A 14,166-nucleotide genomic window follows, 5' to 3' on the forward strand; every position below is an offset into this window, starting at 1 on the left:
TTTAGGAGGCACGCCATGTGTAATGAATTGATCCTCATCATCGACGACGATGGGGAAACTCGTACTCTATTAAGAACTTACCTTGAGAGAGAAGGTTATCGAACAGTGGAGGCCTCCGATGGAGAAATAGGCCTTGCGCACCATATGAAACTGAAACCCGATCTCGTCATGCTCGACGTCTCGTTGCCCCGCCGGAACGGCTTTGAGGTATTGGCTGAAATTAGGCGGCGCGGCGACACGCTGGTGATTATGGTGACGGGCCGGGACAAGCCTATTGACGAACTGCAGGGCTATCGATTCGGAACAGATGATTACATTGTCAAACCGTTCGATCCGGACTTGGTGGTAGCCCGTACCATAGCGGTGCTACGGAGGGCCGGTGGTCGCATCGCCAATCTGCCAATCCGCCTTGGAAAACTGACCGTCGACCATTCCGCACGCACCGCATGGGTAGATCAACCGACCGGACGAAAAGACCTGCAGCTGACTCCAACGGAGTTCAAGCTTATCTTTCGTTTGGCTCGTTCCCCCGGCCGCGTGTTCGAGCGTGGTGAACTGGTTGACGAATGTTTTCCAGACAATGTGCCGCTCGAGCGGACCATTGATTCTCATATGTGCAATCTGAGATCCAAACTAGATGCCGCTGGCCTTCGTGGCATGTTGGTCTCCGTCAGGGGCATTGGATATCGAATGGACACTAAAGATGGCTGAATACAAAACTAGAAATTTGAAAACGATGATCGTTCGCGCTTTGAGCGTGCAAACCTTCATATCTTTAGGGGCCTTTTACCTTGGAGTTACGATCTTTTTCACGATACTGCATCGCTTGCAGTCTTTGGGCTATTTTCGGGAAACCAATGGATCGCACTGGAGGGATGTCGCCGTACTCAGTTTAATAGTAACAATCGGTCTTATTCCCGCCGTCATTGTCGGCCGTCGCCTAGCCCAAGACATAGTGGGCGCTCTGCCACCAATTGCAGCTGCAACCCGTTCGATAGCCGCCGGTGACTATTCAGTGCGTGTCACGGCGCCCCCGCACTCGTTCGAGGAGACCTATGCACTTACTGCCGATATTAACGCTATGGCCGAACGCCTGGAGGAGTTGGAAGCAGATCTCAGATACCGGAACTCAGCGATTGCGCATGAATTCCGCACGTCCCTGACCGTGCTATTTGGCAATCTGCGTGGACTTTCGACTGGAGCCATCGAACCAAGCCGGGAGCTCTTCGCTCGCATGATTCCCCATGTCAGCTGTCTTGCTCCTATGGCCAACGATTTAGAAAATCTTCGATTATCGAGCGCCAACAAGCTCGATCTTAACATCAAAGAGATCGACCTCGCGGTGGAAGCTGAGACGCTGACCGCCTCGATGGAGGACGATTTGGTCGCTGCCGGCATCACAATAGAGCGACAGTTCGATCGTGCAGTTTGCATCGCCGATCCCGCGGGAGTGCACCTGGTGCTGCGCGCGCTGCTCGATAACTGCCGCCGCTACGCACCGGGGAATACCGTGACCATCCGGACCTATGAAGACGAGGATTGGGCCATGATACTTTGCGAAGACACAGGCCCTGGCTTGCCGGCCGCCGTAGCGGATAAAGTCTTCGATCCCTTCTGGCGCGGCGGTGACTCGCGAGAGCGCGTTCCCGAAGGCAGCGGTCTTGGCCTTACAATTGTAAAGACGATAGCAAGTGTCCATCACGGCGAAGTCGTCATAGATACTGATTGCGGACGAGGCTTCAAAGTCAAGATCCGGCTGCCAAAGAACGCCTCCGGCGTAAAGAGGATTTAGTGTTGGAGGGCGTGAACTGAAGGTTTGGCGATGCGCTCGCCACCCTTGTCTGACCCGGCGAAGAGCCAATTTTTTCTTCCGATTCCAAGCGGTCTCATGGCTCGTTCAGCTATATTGCTGTCTATCTCGACGCAACCGTCGTCGAGATAGACGCTCAATGCTGCCCATCGCGAGAGGGCATATCGCATTGCCTCGGCCAGCTTCTGCTTCTGTGGCAGCGTCGAGAGCGTCTCGTCTATCCAGCTCTTGAGGTCCGCCGGAATGGGCCTGGCGTGTTACCGGCGCAGTGTACGCCGCTCGTCAGCCGACATGCCGCGGATACGATCCTCGATATCGTAGAGTGCACCAATGCGCGACAGAACTTCGTCAACGGTCGGAGATGGCTTGAGCTCGATCACATCATGGAATTGCGGCGCACATGCGCCATGCAGGCGGCCTCAACAATCTGATTGCCGTAGAGCTTCTTGTAGCCCCCATAGCCATCGGCATGCACCACACCACTTAAGTTTGCGAGGTGGTCAACCTCAATATTTCCACGTACAAGTTTCGACTTTTTCTACCATTTTTTCGATCTTAAGATTATATTGATGTCTATGTATTGCGAAACCATGAAATGCACGCGTCTACAAGAATATCTAGCGGATCTATAACATCTGAACCTTTGAAAAGGTCTCGCGATGCGACAGATAGTTCACTGCATCCAAGTATAATAGCGTCCGGCTTGAGGCTTCGTGTTCGCGCTACCAGTAATGCCATTTTAAACCTGGCGCGACTTATATTTCCGCTCTTGACGTCATCAATAACCCTTGCTGCGTCTTGTTGAATTGAGTCGACGTCAGGGACAGCGCCGCCCCAGCCTGCCGTTGAATTTCCATATAATTTGTGTTGAACAGTTGCTTTCATTCCTAAGACAATTGTTCGCAGGTTATCCATATCCGTGCCGTTATGCTCATATATAAAGTCGCGGGTAACCTCAACTATACTAATGAATTTTATTGTTAGAGCGTTTGCAATATCGGAAGACCAAAAATGTGCCGTATTGCAGGGGATGGCTATAGCTCCACATCCAACTTTCTCGAGCCATTGCGTGCGTTCCAGGATTTGCCGCAACGGCGCGTTGCTGCCGATAGATATTGCGTTTGATCGATCAGAAATGTTGGGAAGTGATAGAGCAATAAATGGAACGTGCTCTTGATCTGTGTCCACGCCACTTTTTTGAGCCAAAGCCTGCAGAAATTTCGCAGTTGCTAGACTTCCCATTCCCCCCACCACTCCAAGTGGCTTTTTTAGCCCAATTATGGGGGGAGGACAGGCATTTGCTTGCGGTTTGACCTCAGACATCAGAAAGTCTCATCTTACGGTAGAGCGGATTTGGTGACACATGAGGGCACCGCGGGCGACTGCATCGAAGTTTTTCTGTTCACTGCTCGGTCATTGCGGAAGGTCCCCTTAGTTGGTCTCGGCAGCACAAGGCCAAGTGAGTCATCATCGGTGTCTCCTTGTTGCCGTCTGTATGTACTTAGTAAGTTCAAGTCCCGTGGAGGTTTGATGGAGCGATCATGGACGCGCGGCCTGAGGGCGAGCGCGTCCCAAGGCGAGCGCCTGCACGTTTCATAGCGCTGTACCGGGTGATCGGCTTCGCGGGCAGCCGTCATTCGAGCGTGCCGGCGTTCCGACGATCAGCCGCGGTGCTCTCGGTAATGGGTGATCGCTGCGAGCGAGGAGCATCTGCACCGCATCTATGACTCGCTAGGTGAGATAATCCCACCTTGAGGGGTGCCATACGCGTCCGTGGTGGGCTGCCTTCCTGAGAATTGAGGCGAGCTCGATGTTCTGTCTATATGGGCGTCAATATAGACAGTGTCTTGGGGTGCAGGAGGTTCTGAAGCATGATCCGTTGTCAGGGGATCTCTTCGTCTTCAGGGCCGCAGATCGGATATTTTGAAGATCATCTGGCATGATGGTCTGGCCGCCTATTTTTTTGCCCGGTGGGTTGAGAGAAGCCCGATGCCGACCGTTTCGGCGTTCGTATCCTACCCAACAGGTTGCCACAGCGTCGCGGAAGCGGTGCTGACCGCAAGGATGGCCCGCGAGCTGTTCGCCACCAACTGGATCAAGCTCGAGGTCATCGGCAACCATGATACGCTACAGCCGGATGTCTTCGGTCTCGTCGAGGCGGCTCGCATTCTCGTCAACGAAGGTTTCGAAGTCTTCCCGTACACGACCGACGATCTGGTCGTGGCCGAACGACTGCTGGAGGCCGGCTGCAAGGTGCTGATGCCTTGGTGCGCTCCGATCGGCAGTGCCGCCGGGCCGCTCAATCCGACAGCGCCCAGAGCAATGCGGGCCCATTTCCCAGACTTGTCGCTGATCGTCGATGCCGGCATCGGTCGGTCGTCACACGCAACTGCGGTCATGGAGCTCGGTTTCGAAGCGGTTCTGCTCAACACCGCCGTTGCCGGCGCCGGCGATCCCGCGGCGATGGCAGGCGCCTTTGCCGCGGCGACCGCCGCCGGCAATCAAGCCTTTAACGCCGGCCTGATGGAGCCGCGCGACATGGCCGCACCCTCCACGCCGGTGATCGGAAAGGCGGTGTTCACATGAAGCTCGATCCGTTCTACCTGATCGTCGACAGCGCCGAATGGATTGCCCGGCTGGTACCGCTTGGCGTCAAGCTGGTGCAGTTGCGCATCAAGGATCGTCCGGAGACTGAACTACGCGCCGAGATTCGTCGCGCAGTAGAGGTGCCCGGAAACGCTTGCCGAATGCTTGCCTGCAGTGAGGTCGCGATCAGTAGCAGAAGTCCCGCGAGTGCGCGCCTTGACGAAATGGAACCATTGGCCACATTCGCGCGTGACGAGAGCGCCAGCAACATACAGCGATCACTCACTCGCCCCGTGGCAGTGCCATATGAGCCAAACGATTATTTAGGAGTTCTGATTTGATTGTATATAAATATGTCTCCCTCACCGCGCTTCGCGGCATTATCGAAAGCCACCGGATCGGGTTTACACGGCCGATTGATTTTAACGATCCTTTCGATCAGCCGCGCGTGCTTCGGTCTGCCTATCCCAGAGGCATGAACACTCTCTTCGACACCTATGTGACTGGAGAGGAGATGGCAAGAAATGCCGACACCACGTGGGGACAATGCGCGGTCGCAAGCTTCACTCGCACTTATGACAACGGCCTGATGTGGTCTCATTATGCTGATAGCCATCCGGGGCTGTTATCGAGATCGATGCGGACGTGGCGAGGCTTACCTCTCGCGGTCTGCTCATACCCGTTCAATTCGGCTCGGTTATTTATATGAAGCGGCCAAATAGAGACACGTACGAGAACAGGACGAGAATTGCCGAGATCGGTGACCAGCGATTCGATATCGAAAACTACGAGCTTTTGCAGCGGCTGTTTCTCTCCAAGCCGATCTCGTGGGCATATGAGGAGGAGGTACGCGCCGTAGCCGACATTCACGGACAAGTCTGGAATGATCGTATAACATGTGACGGATTATGGAAGAAGATCGGCCTTACCGACAAAACCGTCTTTGGTTTGACCCTGCCAAAGCGTTCGATCACCCGCGTCTTTGCTGGCTCCCGGTTCTCGGAAATGGAATGGTTGAAAGAGCAATCAAAACTATTCGGATTCGAGATCATGACCGCCGCCCCGGCCATTGAGACCTACGACCTGTCGTTCAACCTGCGAGATGATTTTCCGGACTAGAGTGACAAGAGATGGTTGTTCAACGGCACCGCGATCGACAACGTCGTCGCACGTCGAATTTTAGCAGGGCGATAACCACTGATGAAGGGTCATCGTCGTCTCCTTGACGTTTGTGAAAGACCAGCGCGCCGGTCACGGCGGGATGGAGGGGTCTAGGATCGCGTGGGCGACCGGCAGCGCCGGCTATGCCTTTGCGGATGGCCCCGCCCGCGGATTGTCGGTGCGTCGCATTATCGCGGCATTCGGCCACAATGTTCACTTAATACCGCGCAATATTTAAAGCTATTCGGTAACCTCGGCAAGACCGATGCAGGCCGCGAGGAACCCGGCAAACACCCCGGCCTTCTGGCGAACATTGACAGGTCCTACCCATCGGCAAACCATCTGCAAATGTCCTACACTGCCGACTTTATCTCTGAACTCACCCGGGCGGCCAACGAGGTCGACAAACTGAGCACTGACGAATACCGCCGCCTAGTCGAACGCGCGGTAAGAATGGTGCGGGAGATGCGCCTGGAAACCGGCACTCGCCCCAGCCGCGGAAATTATGTTGCGATGGGGGACCTTGAGATCGCTGCGTTGATGACAGCGGCTGCTGCGAATAACGACGAAGTCGAGGGTGTTCTGCTCAACCTCGCCGGCATGATCCGAGCGCTAAAGATCATGGTGGATGGGAAGATTGACGTGCGGAAGACGATTAAGCGAGTTGGTGTTGGGATGCCCAAATCCGTTTGTAGAGAACCTGAGTAGATATCGTTGATCCGCGTGACCTCGATCAGTTGGCATCCTCAAATTTGATCGCACATCTCTACGTTACCCGTATTCCAAAGATCGTGGAGTGCCCTAACTCGGCCGACAGTGTCCCTTGTCATGCTCCCTTTAAAAACTCGATGTGTTGCCCGCGTCAGGCGATTGCGAACGGCTTTCGCCAGAACAATAATCGCCCGTACCGACGATCTTCTCGGTTGATCGCGATGGAGCCTCGGCGAGGAACGCCCAGGTCTGCTCGTGCTGCCGCTTGCCCGCGAAGTCAGTAACGCTTCGCCCGCTATGTGCGGGGATTCCTGTTCGTCAACATTTGCGCATCGCCCGCGCGGACTCGCGTTGCAGCGTTTCCAGCAGATGCAATGCTCGATCAGCTAGGCCCGCCGGAACAAAGATGTGGTCGTGGTGATATGCTGCCACCATGTTGCACGGTATGCCAGCTTCTGCGAGAGAGGCAGCAACGCCCGCCGTAAGGCCGACGCCATCGAGCGCAGAATTCACATTGAGGGTGATCTGGCGCATCGCAAGTGAAGTTTCGAACCCCGCTTCGTGCGCCTCTCCTTTCTCAAGGATGACTGTCAAACCTTCTCTTTCGTGAAATGTCCCAATCGGATTCAGATTGTGGACTTTGCTCCCCTCATTGGGTATCGAGCAGAACACATACTCGCCGTCTTTGAGCGAGGGCGTCATGTTCGACAGCATTTCGAACTTGTCTCGCGACACAATAGTCATTCTAGCGGGCTCCTTTGCCTATCATCATGATGTCTTGGGTGTTCATTGTCTAAGCCGGGGATTGGGCGCGAACAAATGAGATTTCCTTAACTGGCATAAGGCAGATTGACGACGTTGGATCGATTTCAACTTGTGGCACTCGTCGCAGTCCTTCGCAACGCAAGCTTTGAGCGGGCGGCCAAAATACTTCGGACTACGCCTTCGGCGGTCCCGCAACAGATTAGAGCGCCTGAGGAAAAGGCTGGCGGTCTTGATCGTCCGCGGTCATCCGCGCCGGCCTACCTCCATGCCCGAAGTAATAGCATGTCACCTCGTCTCGGGAGACCATGATTTCTTGCTCGAGGTAGTGATTCCCGACATGGCTACGTATGAAGCAACGGTTCTGATCGCGTTACTCGCTCTTCCCGCAATTGGCGTAATCCGGACATCTTTCGCGATGCGCCCCATGAATCCAACGGTCCGTTACCTCTCGGCAGCGCCGGCATCCCTTAGTGTCGCGGCAGGCAATAGGGTGGCTCCTGCGTCGGAGTCGGAGTAAAAATCACTCATGCGACAATGTTAGGCCGTAATCCGTCGTCAGGGCCGCAGACTACCACGCCTAAGAGTTCAATGAGTCGATTACCAGTTCGACCGAAGCAGCTGATCAGCTTTCTGACGGACACATCGGCAACGCAGGCAAGAAGGTGGCCAAGCCAGGCTTGGGCTTCGACGCCGTTTAGATTGGCGATCGTCGTGGCAGCGTCTGGACGGAATATGAAATTTACTCGTGGGCACGATCATGAACCTTCCCTGCCCCGTTGACAGGATGCTCCAAAAAACTGCGCTACCGATACAACGAGGGCGCGTTTGCCGAGAGGCCGGGGCCAACCGTTGTGTCGCGCAGGTTCCAATTCAACCGAAGGTCCAGCGTTGTCCCGGCCGTCGCTCGACCGTTGTCAGGCATCTGCAAAAAGCTTCCCGTTCATGTACTTTAGACCGGTGTCGCTCGCGACAGTGACGACCGTCTTACCCTGCCCCAACTCCTTGGCCAAACGAATCGCCGCAGTAACATTGAGGCCCGTGGACGTGCCGACCAACAATCCTTCCTCCCGTGCCAATCGGTGACACATAGCGCGTGCTTCCTCTTCCGGAATGCTGCGCGCTTCGTCATAGAGATCTTGATTGAGCAAAGGCGGAACGAAGCCTACCCCTATGCCCTCGACGTGGTGGGTTCCGGCCCAACCTTTCGATATGACGGGTGAAGAGGCCGGCTCCAGAACCACGATGCGAACCGTCGCTGAGCGCGACTTCACAATCCTTGCCACGCCCATTGTCATTCCGGCCACACCAACTGCGCCACAGAAGGCGTCGATACCGTCTGGAAATTGTTTGACCAACTCATGGCCGATTTCCTCATAGCCAATCAAGGCGTCACGGTTGTTAAACTGGTCCGAATAATAGCAGTCTGATCGGTTGGAGACCTCCTGGGCGTGACGGATCATAGACGGAATCAGATCGGCCGAGATTTCGCCGGACGGACTGTGGATCAGATCAACGGTTGCGCCAAAGCTGCGCATGGTACGCAACTTCTCCATGGCAAAGGCGTTTGAAGAAGCCACGATGAGATGATAGCCTTTCACCGCGCAAACGAAGGCGAGCGAGGACCCCGTGCTTCCCCCACTCGCCTCGACTACTGTCATTCCTGGCTTCAAATCTCCGCGGCGCTCAGCCTCTTCGATGATGGATTTTGCCATGCGGTCTTTATACGAGCCCGTCGGGTTGAAATACTCGAGCTTCACAAAGACTTGAGCGCTCCCGTCCGGTACGACGCGACGCAGGCGTATGACCGGTGTATTGCCAATAGCGTTGAGCGCGGACTCGACGGGCGGCGGGGGGCTCAGTTGCATGTTTTATTTGTCCTTCCGGTTGATCGTCTAGCGTCTATTGGGTAAGCCACCCGCGTGAACCGCGTGTTGAGTTTTCGATGGGCGTCAAACCCCAAGGAGATCATACAGCGGATTCCCACGAAGTTTCCCAAGAGACTGCTGAACCTTGGAATCGAGCTGCACGCGATGATGCCGAATTTGCGAGCGGAAGAACTATGCCAACCGCGCCATTCCCCTTGAAGAGTCAGCTGGTTGTCGAACATCACAAGCCGAGGTTCCCTGCCCTACCCGTGAAAACTGTGCCCGAGTTGAACAGCATCCCATTGAAGCGCGACCCGTGAGTTGCTGCACCCACCTTCCTTGAGGAGGTAGAGCCGTGGAAAAAGCTGTTCAACGATGTCAGCGCGGCGCATCGCATATCTTTTCTAGAATCCCTAGAGCGGATGCAGTCCTTCGAATCCTCGACGCGTCGAAATCCGCGTCATTCTCCAGAGCTGTCACCTCTGCCACAGTCAGACCAGTGGTTTCTGCGACGTCGTCCAGCGAATAGCCGCGAGCCAGGCGAGCTTCTGCAAGCAGAGCACCAACGGACGGGGCAACTGGGGATTTCGCAATCTTCGAGACCATGTTCATGTCGATTAAGGCTCCTTTTGGCGGCCGGAAAACGTGCATCCGTTTTCTCGTTCCACCGCTGCCGACCGCGTCCGGCAACGGACAGTTTCTTCGAATTCCGCGGGCGCACTTTCTATCAGTTTGTGCAGCGGAGTACAGGCCTGACGCGATGAAGGGCGGACAACACTTGCGTAGCAGCCGACGAGAGGTAACCCAAGCTCCCAACTGCGGCGCACACTCACGACGGCCGACAAGTAGCTTCCGATCTGGCAGGAGCGTTCGCCCCGGTAGGGAAGCTCGTAGGGAGTGATGCACTGATCATTCCCAAGCGGAGAACGATAGACAAACAACTCGAGAGTTGCCTCGGCACGATACGCTCATGGCCCGCAGGTTCGGCCAGAGCCTGTGAGAAACCTGCCGGGCGCTGTTGATCGGCCGTCGTCTTGAAGAGATCGCCTGAGAACGGCGCATCGGGATCAAGCGCAGCAGCCTGAGCTCAAGGGTCCGTCATCTTTAAGGATTTGAGGAACTTCGAGCGCCCGAAAAGAGGATGCGGACAAAGCCCGCATCCTGTGTGGCGTTCGCCTCAGTTCTTCGTGACGAAGTCCTTGACGTTGGCAGGCGTCACGAGCTGGAAGGGAATGTAGACCTTCTTGTCGATCTTTTCGCCCTTGGCGAGCTTGAGCGCTGCATCGAGCGAGCCCTTGCCCTGGCCGGCGGCATCCTGGAACACGGTGACGTCAAGATCACCTGCCTGCATGGCGGCAAGCGCGTCCTGCGTGGCGTCGACGCCGCCGACGACAACCTTGGTCATATCCTTGCCGGCCGCCTTCAGCGCCTGGATGGCGCCGATCGCCATTTCGTCGTTGTTGGAGATCACGGCGTCGAATTCGATGCCGCTGGAGAGCCAGTTGGTCATCAGGTCGGCGCCCTGGGTGCGGTCCCAGTTCGCCGTCTGCTCTTCGACGATCTCCAGGCCCTTGCATTCATCCGTCTTGATGACGTCATGAACGTCCTGGGTCCGCATGCGCGCAGCCTGGTTGGAGAGCTCGCCCATGATGACGACGGCCTTGCCTTTGCCGCCGAGAATGCGGCAGATTTCCTTGGTTTCCAGCGTGCCGGATTCCTGCTCGTTGGAAGCGACGAAGGCCTGCTTCTCCGGCAGCGTGTCGACGTTGACCGGCTGACGGTTGACGTAAACCAGCGGAATGCCGGCATCAGCCGCGAGCTTCGACATTGCCGTGGTCGCATCGGTATCGACAGGGTTGACGATGATCGCATCGACCTTGGAGGCGATGAAATTCTGGATCTGGCTCTGCTGCTTGGAAACGTCGTTCTGTGCGTCTTCGACCTGCAGCGTCACGCCGCTCAGTGTCTTTGCATAATCGGTCATGCCGTTGCGCAGAACCGTCAGGAAATTGTCGTCGAATTTCGCCATCGAGACGCCGACAGTTTCCGCGTGAGCCGCCGTCGACATGACGAGCGCCATCGCAGTACCCAGGATAAACTTTTTCATTTTCACTTCCTCCACAAAGCGGTGCCCGGCTGCACCCTCCTCACGCCGGGTTTCCAGCACACTGGCCGAAAACAATTATCAGGGCTCCCAGAAAAAGGCCGGACATCACCATAAGATATCAAGACAATCTCGATGCTGACGACTAGCCCCTCCTTCGCCGCTACGTTGGCTCGCGCGAACCCCAAGTTTTCTTTTTTGGTGCCTGATTTGATGATTTAAGTGCGCAGTCTTCAACAGCGCCAATGTCGAGCGTCTTTCACAGATGACACCACAATGATGCAAAGCCGACACATGCCATATTGTCCAATCTCTTCGTCAGCTCTCGCGTGATCGCGAGGCAACGTGACGCAGTTTTGGTAAGCTTCTATCTATTTCGTTTTGCGGTCCATTCATCGTTGTTTGTGAAGTCTCTCATTCTTGAAAGAATCGTCGTCGTGAATGAGAGAACCTCATCAATCCCCGGGTATTTTCAGGAGTATCGAACCCGATGGCAGGAGAGATTAACAAGAGCGGCGCCGCCGCAATGGACCGGGCAGTCGCTGAACTGGGCCGGTCGAGGCGGCAACTCTACACTCGCCCTCGCAGACCTCCTGGCTCCGGCGCAGACCTCTCCGGAGAGGTCGTTGGCGACGACATGTCATCTGCACTTGTCGATGCAATTTTATTTCATGACCATGTCCAATCGCTGGCCATAGATTGTGCAAATACACGAGGGGTAAAAACGATCATGGCCTGAATTCTCAACCGAATGCTGACGGCCGTACCCCTGCCATGGCGACCCTGTCAGCGTCAGCGTCCGACTCCTTGAATCGACGGTCGACTTCCGCGCGTTCCTCTCTGCGGCCGCGTTAAGTTCCGAGAAGAAGTGATGCATTGAGACAGCAAACTCTACAAATGCGATCGGCGACGACCGCGGGCGTTAGTGCACAGATCTGGAATTGAACGGATGGGGATCTTTGAAACGGCTGATCATGCCGAGGGTGCCTTGCGGCGGACGAATTTCGGGCGTGCGCAGTCAAGCATGCGATTGAGAACGGCGCAGCCGATGACGCCTTCGGTCTGCTGACCAGGCCGCGACCTCGCCCGCAGACGCCGCCCGATGATGGACTTTTATCGCCCGATTGCCGTTTCGACCAGCGAGCGTTTGCCGTAGCCGTTAGAGAGTTGCCATTTCATGCGGCCGCCAAAGACATGAAATGCGATATATATATATCGAAGTATATACAATAATATATTCCACAACTCACGGATTTCCTACAATAGAAAATGAGATCTGCCAAATTTGAAACGATATACTTTAAAATATATCCGGCACATCTGTTGCGTTGCTTGTCGTTTTCATCAAGTGTCCTGTTATGACGAGTTACGACAGTGCAACAGGAAGATTCTTTCCCATGAATGCCGAAATCTTGCCGGCGACGTCATCGTCGGGAGGCTTGCACAAGGAGCACGACGACATGGATCACCAAAAGAAATCAGACAAGCGCCTTGGCTATTCGCATCTGCGGCTGGCAACCATCGACGGCGTGTCGCTGCCTGGTCTACAATTGTCACTCGACCGGCAGGAGGGCTCTGCGTCGACGAAGAAGACCTTTTTCGAACAATTGCTCCTGGATTTTGCTTTCGGTTGCTACCTATTCTATCCGATCCAGCTGTATGAACATCCCGCAACGAGCGAGAGGACGACAAAGGCGCTAAACCGTTAAGTGAATTGGGAGAATTTGGACCGGCCGCCACGTTCCTCCTTTGAAATCCACGTCTATCAGGTTTCCATATTCCAGGATGGAAGCGCCGGCTCGGTCGCCAACGCTTGCAAACTCCAACAACAGGTCGGCGAGCGGATGGAGGATATCATGAACGACCTTGATGCGACGCAAGCAAAGGACGGCTCGGGCACACAGGCTTCAACAGGTGTGAACCAGCACGGCAGGAACATCGGAAGATGGTATGAAAGTCTATCGGGAACCCGACCGTTAAACGGTACCCGCAAGGCGCAGTTCAAATCTTGCTGCTGGCATCAAATACGCTGACAACGCGCGCTCGCCTGCCAAAATCAAGGAAATTTGACGCGCAGGGTTCGCCCATCAAATTTACTGCAGAAAGGATTCGTTCTCCGTGTCATTTTGTTCTTCGAAACGCATTCGCATCGCCGCACTTGCAGCGACTGCCATCGTCCTGGGCACCCAGATCGCAATTGCGCAAGAACCGTCTATAGGGTCTCAGTGGCTGAACTCGCCGACATCTCGAGTGGAAGCGCTTGCGGTCCTTCAGACCTTGAATGCCAATCTCCTGAGTAACGCCAGTGCTACGTTGACCCTTGATCGCTGGTGCGCCGCGCACAAGCTCGCACCGGAAGGTTCTAAGATTGTAGCTCAGCGTGTGGGCGGGCAAGACAAGCCCGCCGATGAGCACATCCGTGAACTTCTGACCGTCGGACCCGGTGAGCTGATCGCTTATCGCCGCGTCCGCCTGGTCTGCGGCGACCGCATCTTGTCGGAAGCCGACAATTGGTATGTACCCGCAAAATTAACTGCAGAGATGAATCAGGCTTTGAAGACCAGCGATATCGCGTTTGGCAGAGCCGTTCAGGCTCTTAATTTCACTCGCACAAACCTGTCTGCCATGTTGCTCTGGTCCCCTCTATCCGAAGGCTGGGACATGGAGGGCTTAACAGCGCATGAAACAAGTTCCCTCAGCCTGCCGCCGTTCCTGCTCGAACATCGTGCCATACTGAAACTTCGAGATGGCAAGCCGTTTAGCGCCTTGGTCGAAAGCTACACGGACAAAGTACTAGACTTTCCAGTTCCGCGCCTGCTTTCTCAATAGCGCTTCGGTACTCAGCATACTTGCTGAACTGCGCGGGATAAAAATCGACAGCCACGGCATGCGACAAGAGCGCCTGCCTTGCGGAAGCGTGCCGGTCGGGCGACTGACTTGTCGATTCGTTTGATCGCGGCGACCACGCACGGTAGCCTGAGTGTAACCTGACTCCAAGCCGTCGCAGATTGTCGCTTGACAGTCCCCTCGGCAAGCCTCTACCCTTTTTTGCATTCACCAGGGGGGTCCCGGCAAGGGGCTGAGATACTGCTATCGCGCGCAGTGACCCGTTGAACCTGATCCAGTTCATACTGGCGTAGGGACGGTGCAAGCGCTCGAGAGGT

General features: G+C 55.5%; 15 protein-coding genes, 3 pseudogenes and 1 riboswitch. Of the genes and pseudogenes, 11 read left to right on the top strand and 7 right to left on the bottom strand.

Features of this window, described 5'->3' with window-relative positions; all coding sequences use genetic code 11:
* Window positions 1–15 precede the first annotated feature (15 nt).
* Both J3P73_RS36225 and J3P73_RS36230 read left to right on the top strand, forming a co-directional pair.
* The gene (locus J3P73_RS36225; protein WP_131602586.1) at window positions 16–711 is read left to right on the top strand and encodes a response regulator; all 696 of its coding nucleotides are present in this window, start codon (window positions 16–18) and stop codon (window positions 709–711) included.
* Window positions 704–1,792: a sensor histidine kinase gene (locus J3P73_RS36230; RefSeq protein WP_207580297.1), complete on the top strand. Its 1,089-nt coding sequence runs from the start codon at window positions 704–706 to the stop codon at window positions 1,790–1,792. The genes J3P73_RS36225 and J3P73_RS36230 overlap by 8 nt, the downstream gene beginning before the upstream one ends.
* Before the next feature lie 26 nt (window positions 1,793–1,818).
* Here J3P73_RS36230 and tnpC read toward each other — a convergent pair.
* Together tnpC and J3P73_RS36240 are read right to left on the bottom strand one after the other, a co-directional pair.
* Window positions 1,819–2,318, bottom strand: a pseudogene (gene tnpC / locus J3P73_RS36235) (IS66 family transposase); the annotation flags it as partial.
* A gap of 65 nt (window positions 2,319–2,383) precedes the next feature.
* Window positions 2,384–3,133 (bottom strand): aspartate/glutamate racemase family protein, encoded by a 750-nt coding sequence (locus J3P73_RS36240; RefSeq protein ID WP_207580298.1) that lies wholly within the window; start codon window positions 3,131–3,133, stop codon window positions 2,384–2,386.
* 666 nt (window positions 3,134–3,799) lie between these two features.
* Between J3P73_RS36240 and J3P73_RS36245 the strand changes: the two genes are divergently transcribed.
* The 4 genes and pseudogenes from J3P73_RS36245 (at window position 3,800) to J3P73_RS37970 (ending at window position 6,265) form a co-directional block, all read left to right on the top strand.
* Window positions 3,800–4,396 carry a beta/alpha barrel domain-containing protein gene (locus tag J3P73_RS36245; RefSeq protein ID WP_425328911.1) on the top strand — a complete coding sequence of 199 codons (597 nt, stop codon included), beginning with the start codon at window positions 3,800–3,802 and terminating at the stop codon, window positions 4,394–4,396.
* A pseudogene (locus tag J3P73_RS38405) lies at window positions 4,393–4,563 on the top strand (thiamine phosphate synthase); the annotation flags it as partial. The gene J3P73_RS36245 and the pseudogene J3P73_RS38405, both read left to right, overlap by 4 nt.
* 478 nt (window positions 4,564–5,041) lie before the next feature.
* The gene (locus J3P73_RS36255; protein WP_207580299.1) at window positions 5,042–5,515 is read left to right on the top strand and encodes a DUF2971 domain-containing protein; all 474 of its coding nucleotides are present in this window, start codon (window positions 5,042–5,044) and stop codon (window positions 5,513–5,515) included.
* Between the two features lie 162 nt (window positions 5,516–5,677).
* Entirely contained in the window at window positions 5,678–6,265 is a 588-nt protein-coding gene (locus J3P73_RS37970; RefSeq protein ID WP_245002785.1) for a hypothetical protein, read from the top strand.
* Between the two features lie 321 nt (window positions 6,266–6,586).
* On the opposite strand, the gene J3P73_RS36265 is transcribed toward J3P73_RS37970, so the two are convergent.
* A complete protein-coding gene (locus J3P73_RS36265) occupies window positions 6,587–7,012 on the bottom strand; it encodes an ACT domain-containing protein (protein ID WP_018517780.1) in 426 nt (141 codons plus the stop codon).
* A 132-nt stretch (window positions 7,013–7,144) separates the two neighbouring features.
* Between J3P73_RS36265 and J3P73_RS37975 the strand changes: the two genes are divergently transcribed.
* Entirely contained in the window at window positions 7,145–7,342 is a 198-nt protein-coding gene (locus J3P73_RS37975) for a LysR family transcriptional regulator (protein WP_245002817.1), read from the top strand.
* A complete protein-coding gene (locus tag J3P73_RS36270; protein ID WP_342357693.1) occupies window positions 7,299–7,550 on the top strand; it encodes an Lrp/AsnC ligand binding domain-containing protein in 252 nt (83 codons plus the stop codon). Before J3P73_RS37975 ends, J3P73_RS36270 begins: the two co-directional genes overlap by 44 nt.
* A gap of 397 nt (window positions 7,551–7,947) precedes the next feature.
* Here the strand turns inward: J3P73_RS36270 and J3P73_RS36275 are convergent, their stop codons facing one another.
* The 4 genes and pseudogenes from J3P73_RS36275 to J3P73_RS36290 form a co-directional block, all read right to left on the bottom strand.
* Window positions 7,948–8,898: a PLP-dependent cysteine synthase family protein gene (locus J3P73_RS36275; RefSeq protein ID WP_207580300.1), complete on the bottom strand. Its 951-nt coding sequence runs from the start codon at window positions 8,896–8,898 to the stop codon at window positions 7,948–7,950.
* A gap of 378 nt (window positions 8,899–9,276) precedes the next feature.
* A complete protein-coding gene (locus tag J3P73_RS36280; RefSeq protein ID WP_026242471.1) occupies window positions 9,277–9,510 on the bottom strand; it encodes a helix-turn-helix domain-containing protein in 234 nt (77 codons plus the stop codon).
* Window positions 9,511–10,075: 565 nt separating this feature from the next.
* A complete protein-coding gene (locus tag J3P73_RS36285) occupies window positions 10,076–11,005 on the bottom strand; it encodes a sugar ABC transporter substrate-binding protein (protein WP_027682402.1) in 930 nt (309 codons plus the stop codon).
* 969 nt (window positions 11,006–11,974) lie between these two features.
* Window positions 11,975–12,187: pseudogene (locus tag J3P73_RS36290) on the bottom strand (IS5/IS1182 family transposase); the annotation flags it as partial.
* A gap of 212 nt (window positions 12,188–12,399) precedes the next feature.
* Here J3P73_RS36290 and J3P73_RS36295 point away from each other — a divergent pair.
* The 3 genes from J3P73_RS36295 to J3P73_RS36305 all read left to right on the top strand — a co-directional run bounded on the left by J3P73_RS36295 (window position 12,400) and on the right by J3P73_RS36305 (window position 13,831).
* Window positions 12,400–12,711 (top strand): hypothetical protein, encoded by a 312-nt coding sequence (locus tag J3P73_RS36295; protein WP_026237083.1) that lies wholly within the window; start codon window positions 12,400–12,402, stop codon window positions 12,709–12,711.
* A gap of 147 nt (window positions 12,712–12,858) precedes the next feature.
* On the top strand, window positions 12,859–13,035 hold the full coding sequence (locus tag J3P73_RS36300; protein ID WP_207580301.1) for a hypothetical protein: 177 nt from the start codon (window positions 12,859–12,861) through the stop codon (window positions 13,033–13,035).
* An 85-nt stretch (window positions 13,036–13,120) separates the two neighbouring features.
* Window positions 13,121–13,831, top strand: a complete 711-nt coding sequence (locus J3P73_RS36305) for a hypothetical protein (protein WP_207580302.1) — start codon at window positions 13,121–13,123, stop codon at window positions 13,829–13,831.
* A gap of 220 nt (window positions 13,832–14,051) precedes the next feature.
* Window positions 14,052–14,163, top strand: a riboswitch (TPP riboswitch).
* Window positions 14,164–14,166: the final 3 nt, after the last annotated feature.

The organism is Rhizobium ruizarguesonis (assembly GCF_017357285.1).
Lineage (GTDB): Bacteria > Pseudomonadota > Alphaproteobacteria > Rhizobiales > Rhizobiaceae > Rhizobium > Rhizobium ruizarguesonis.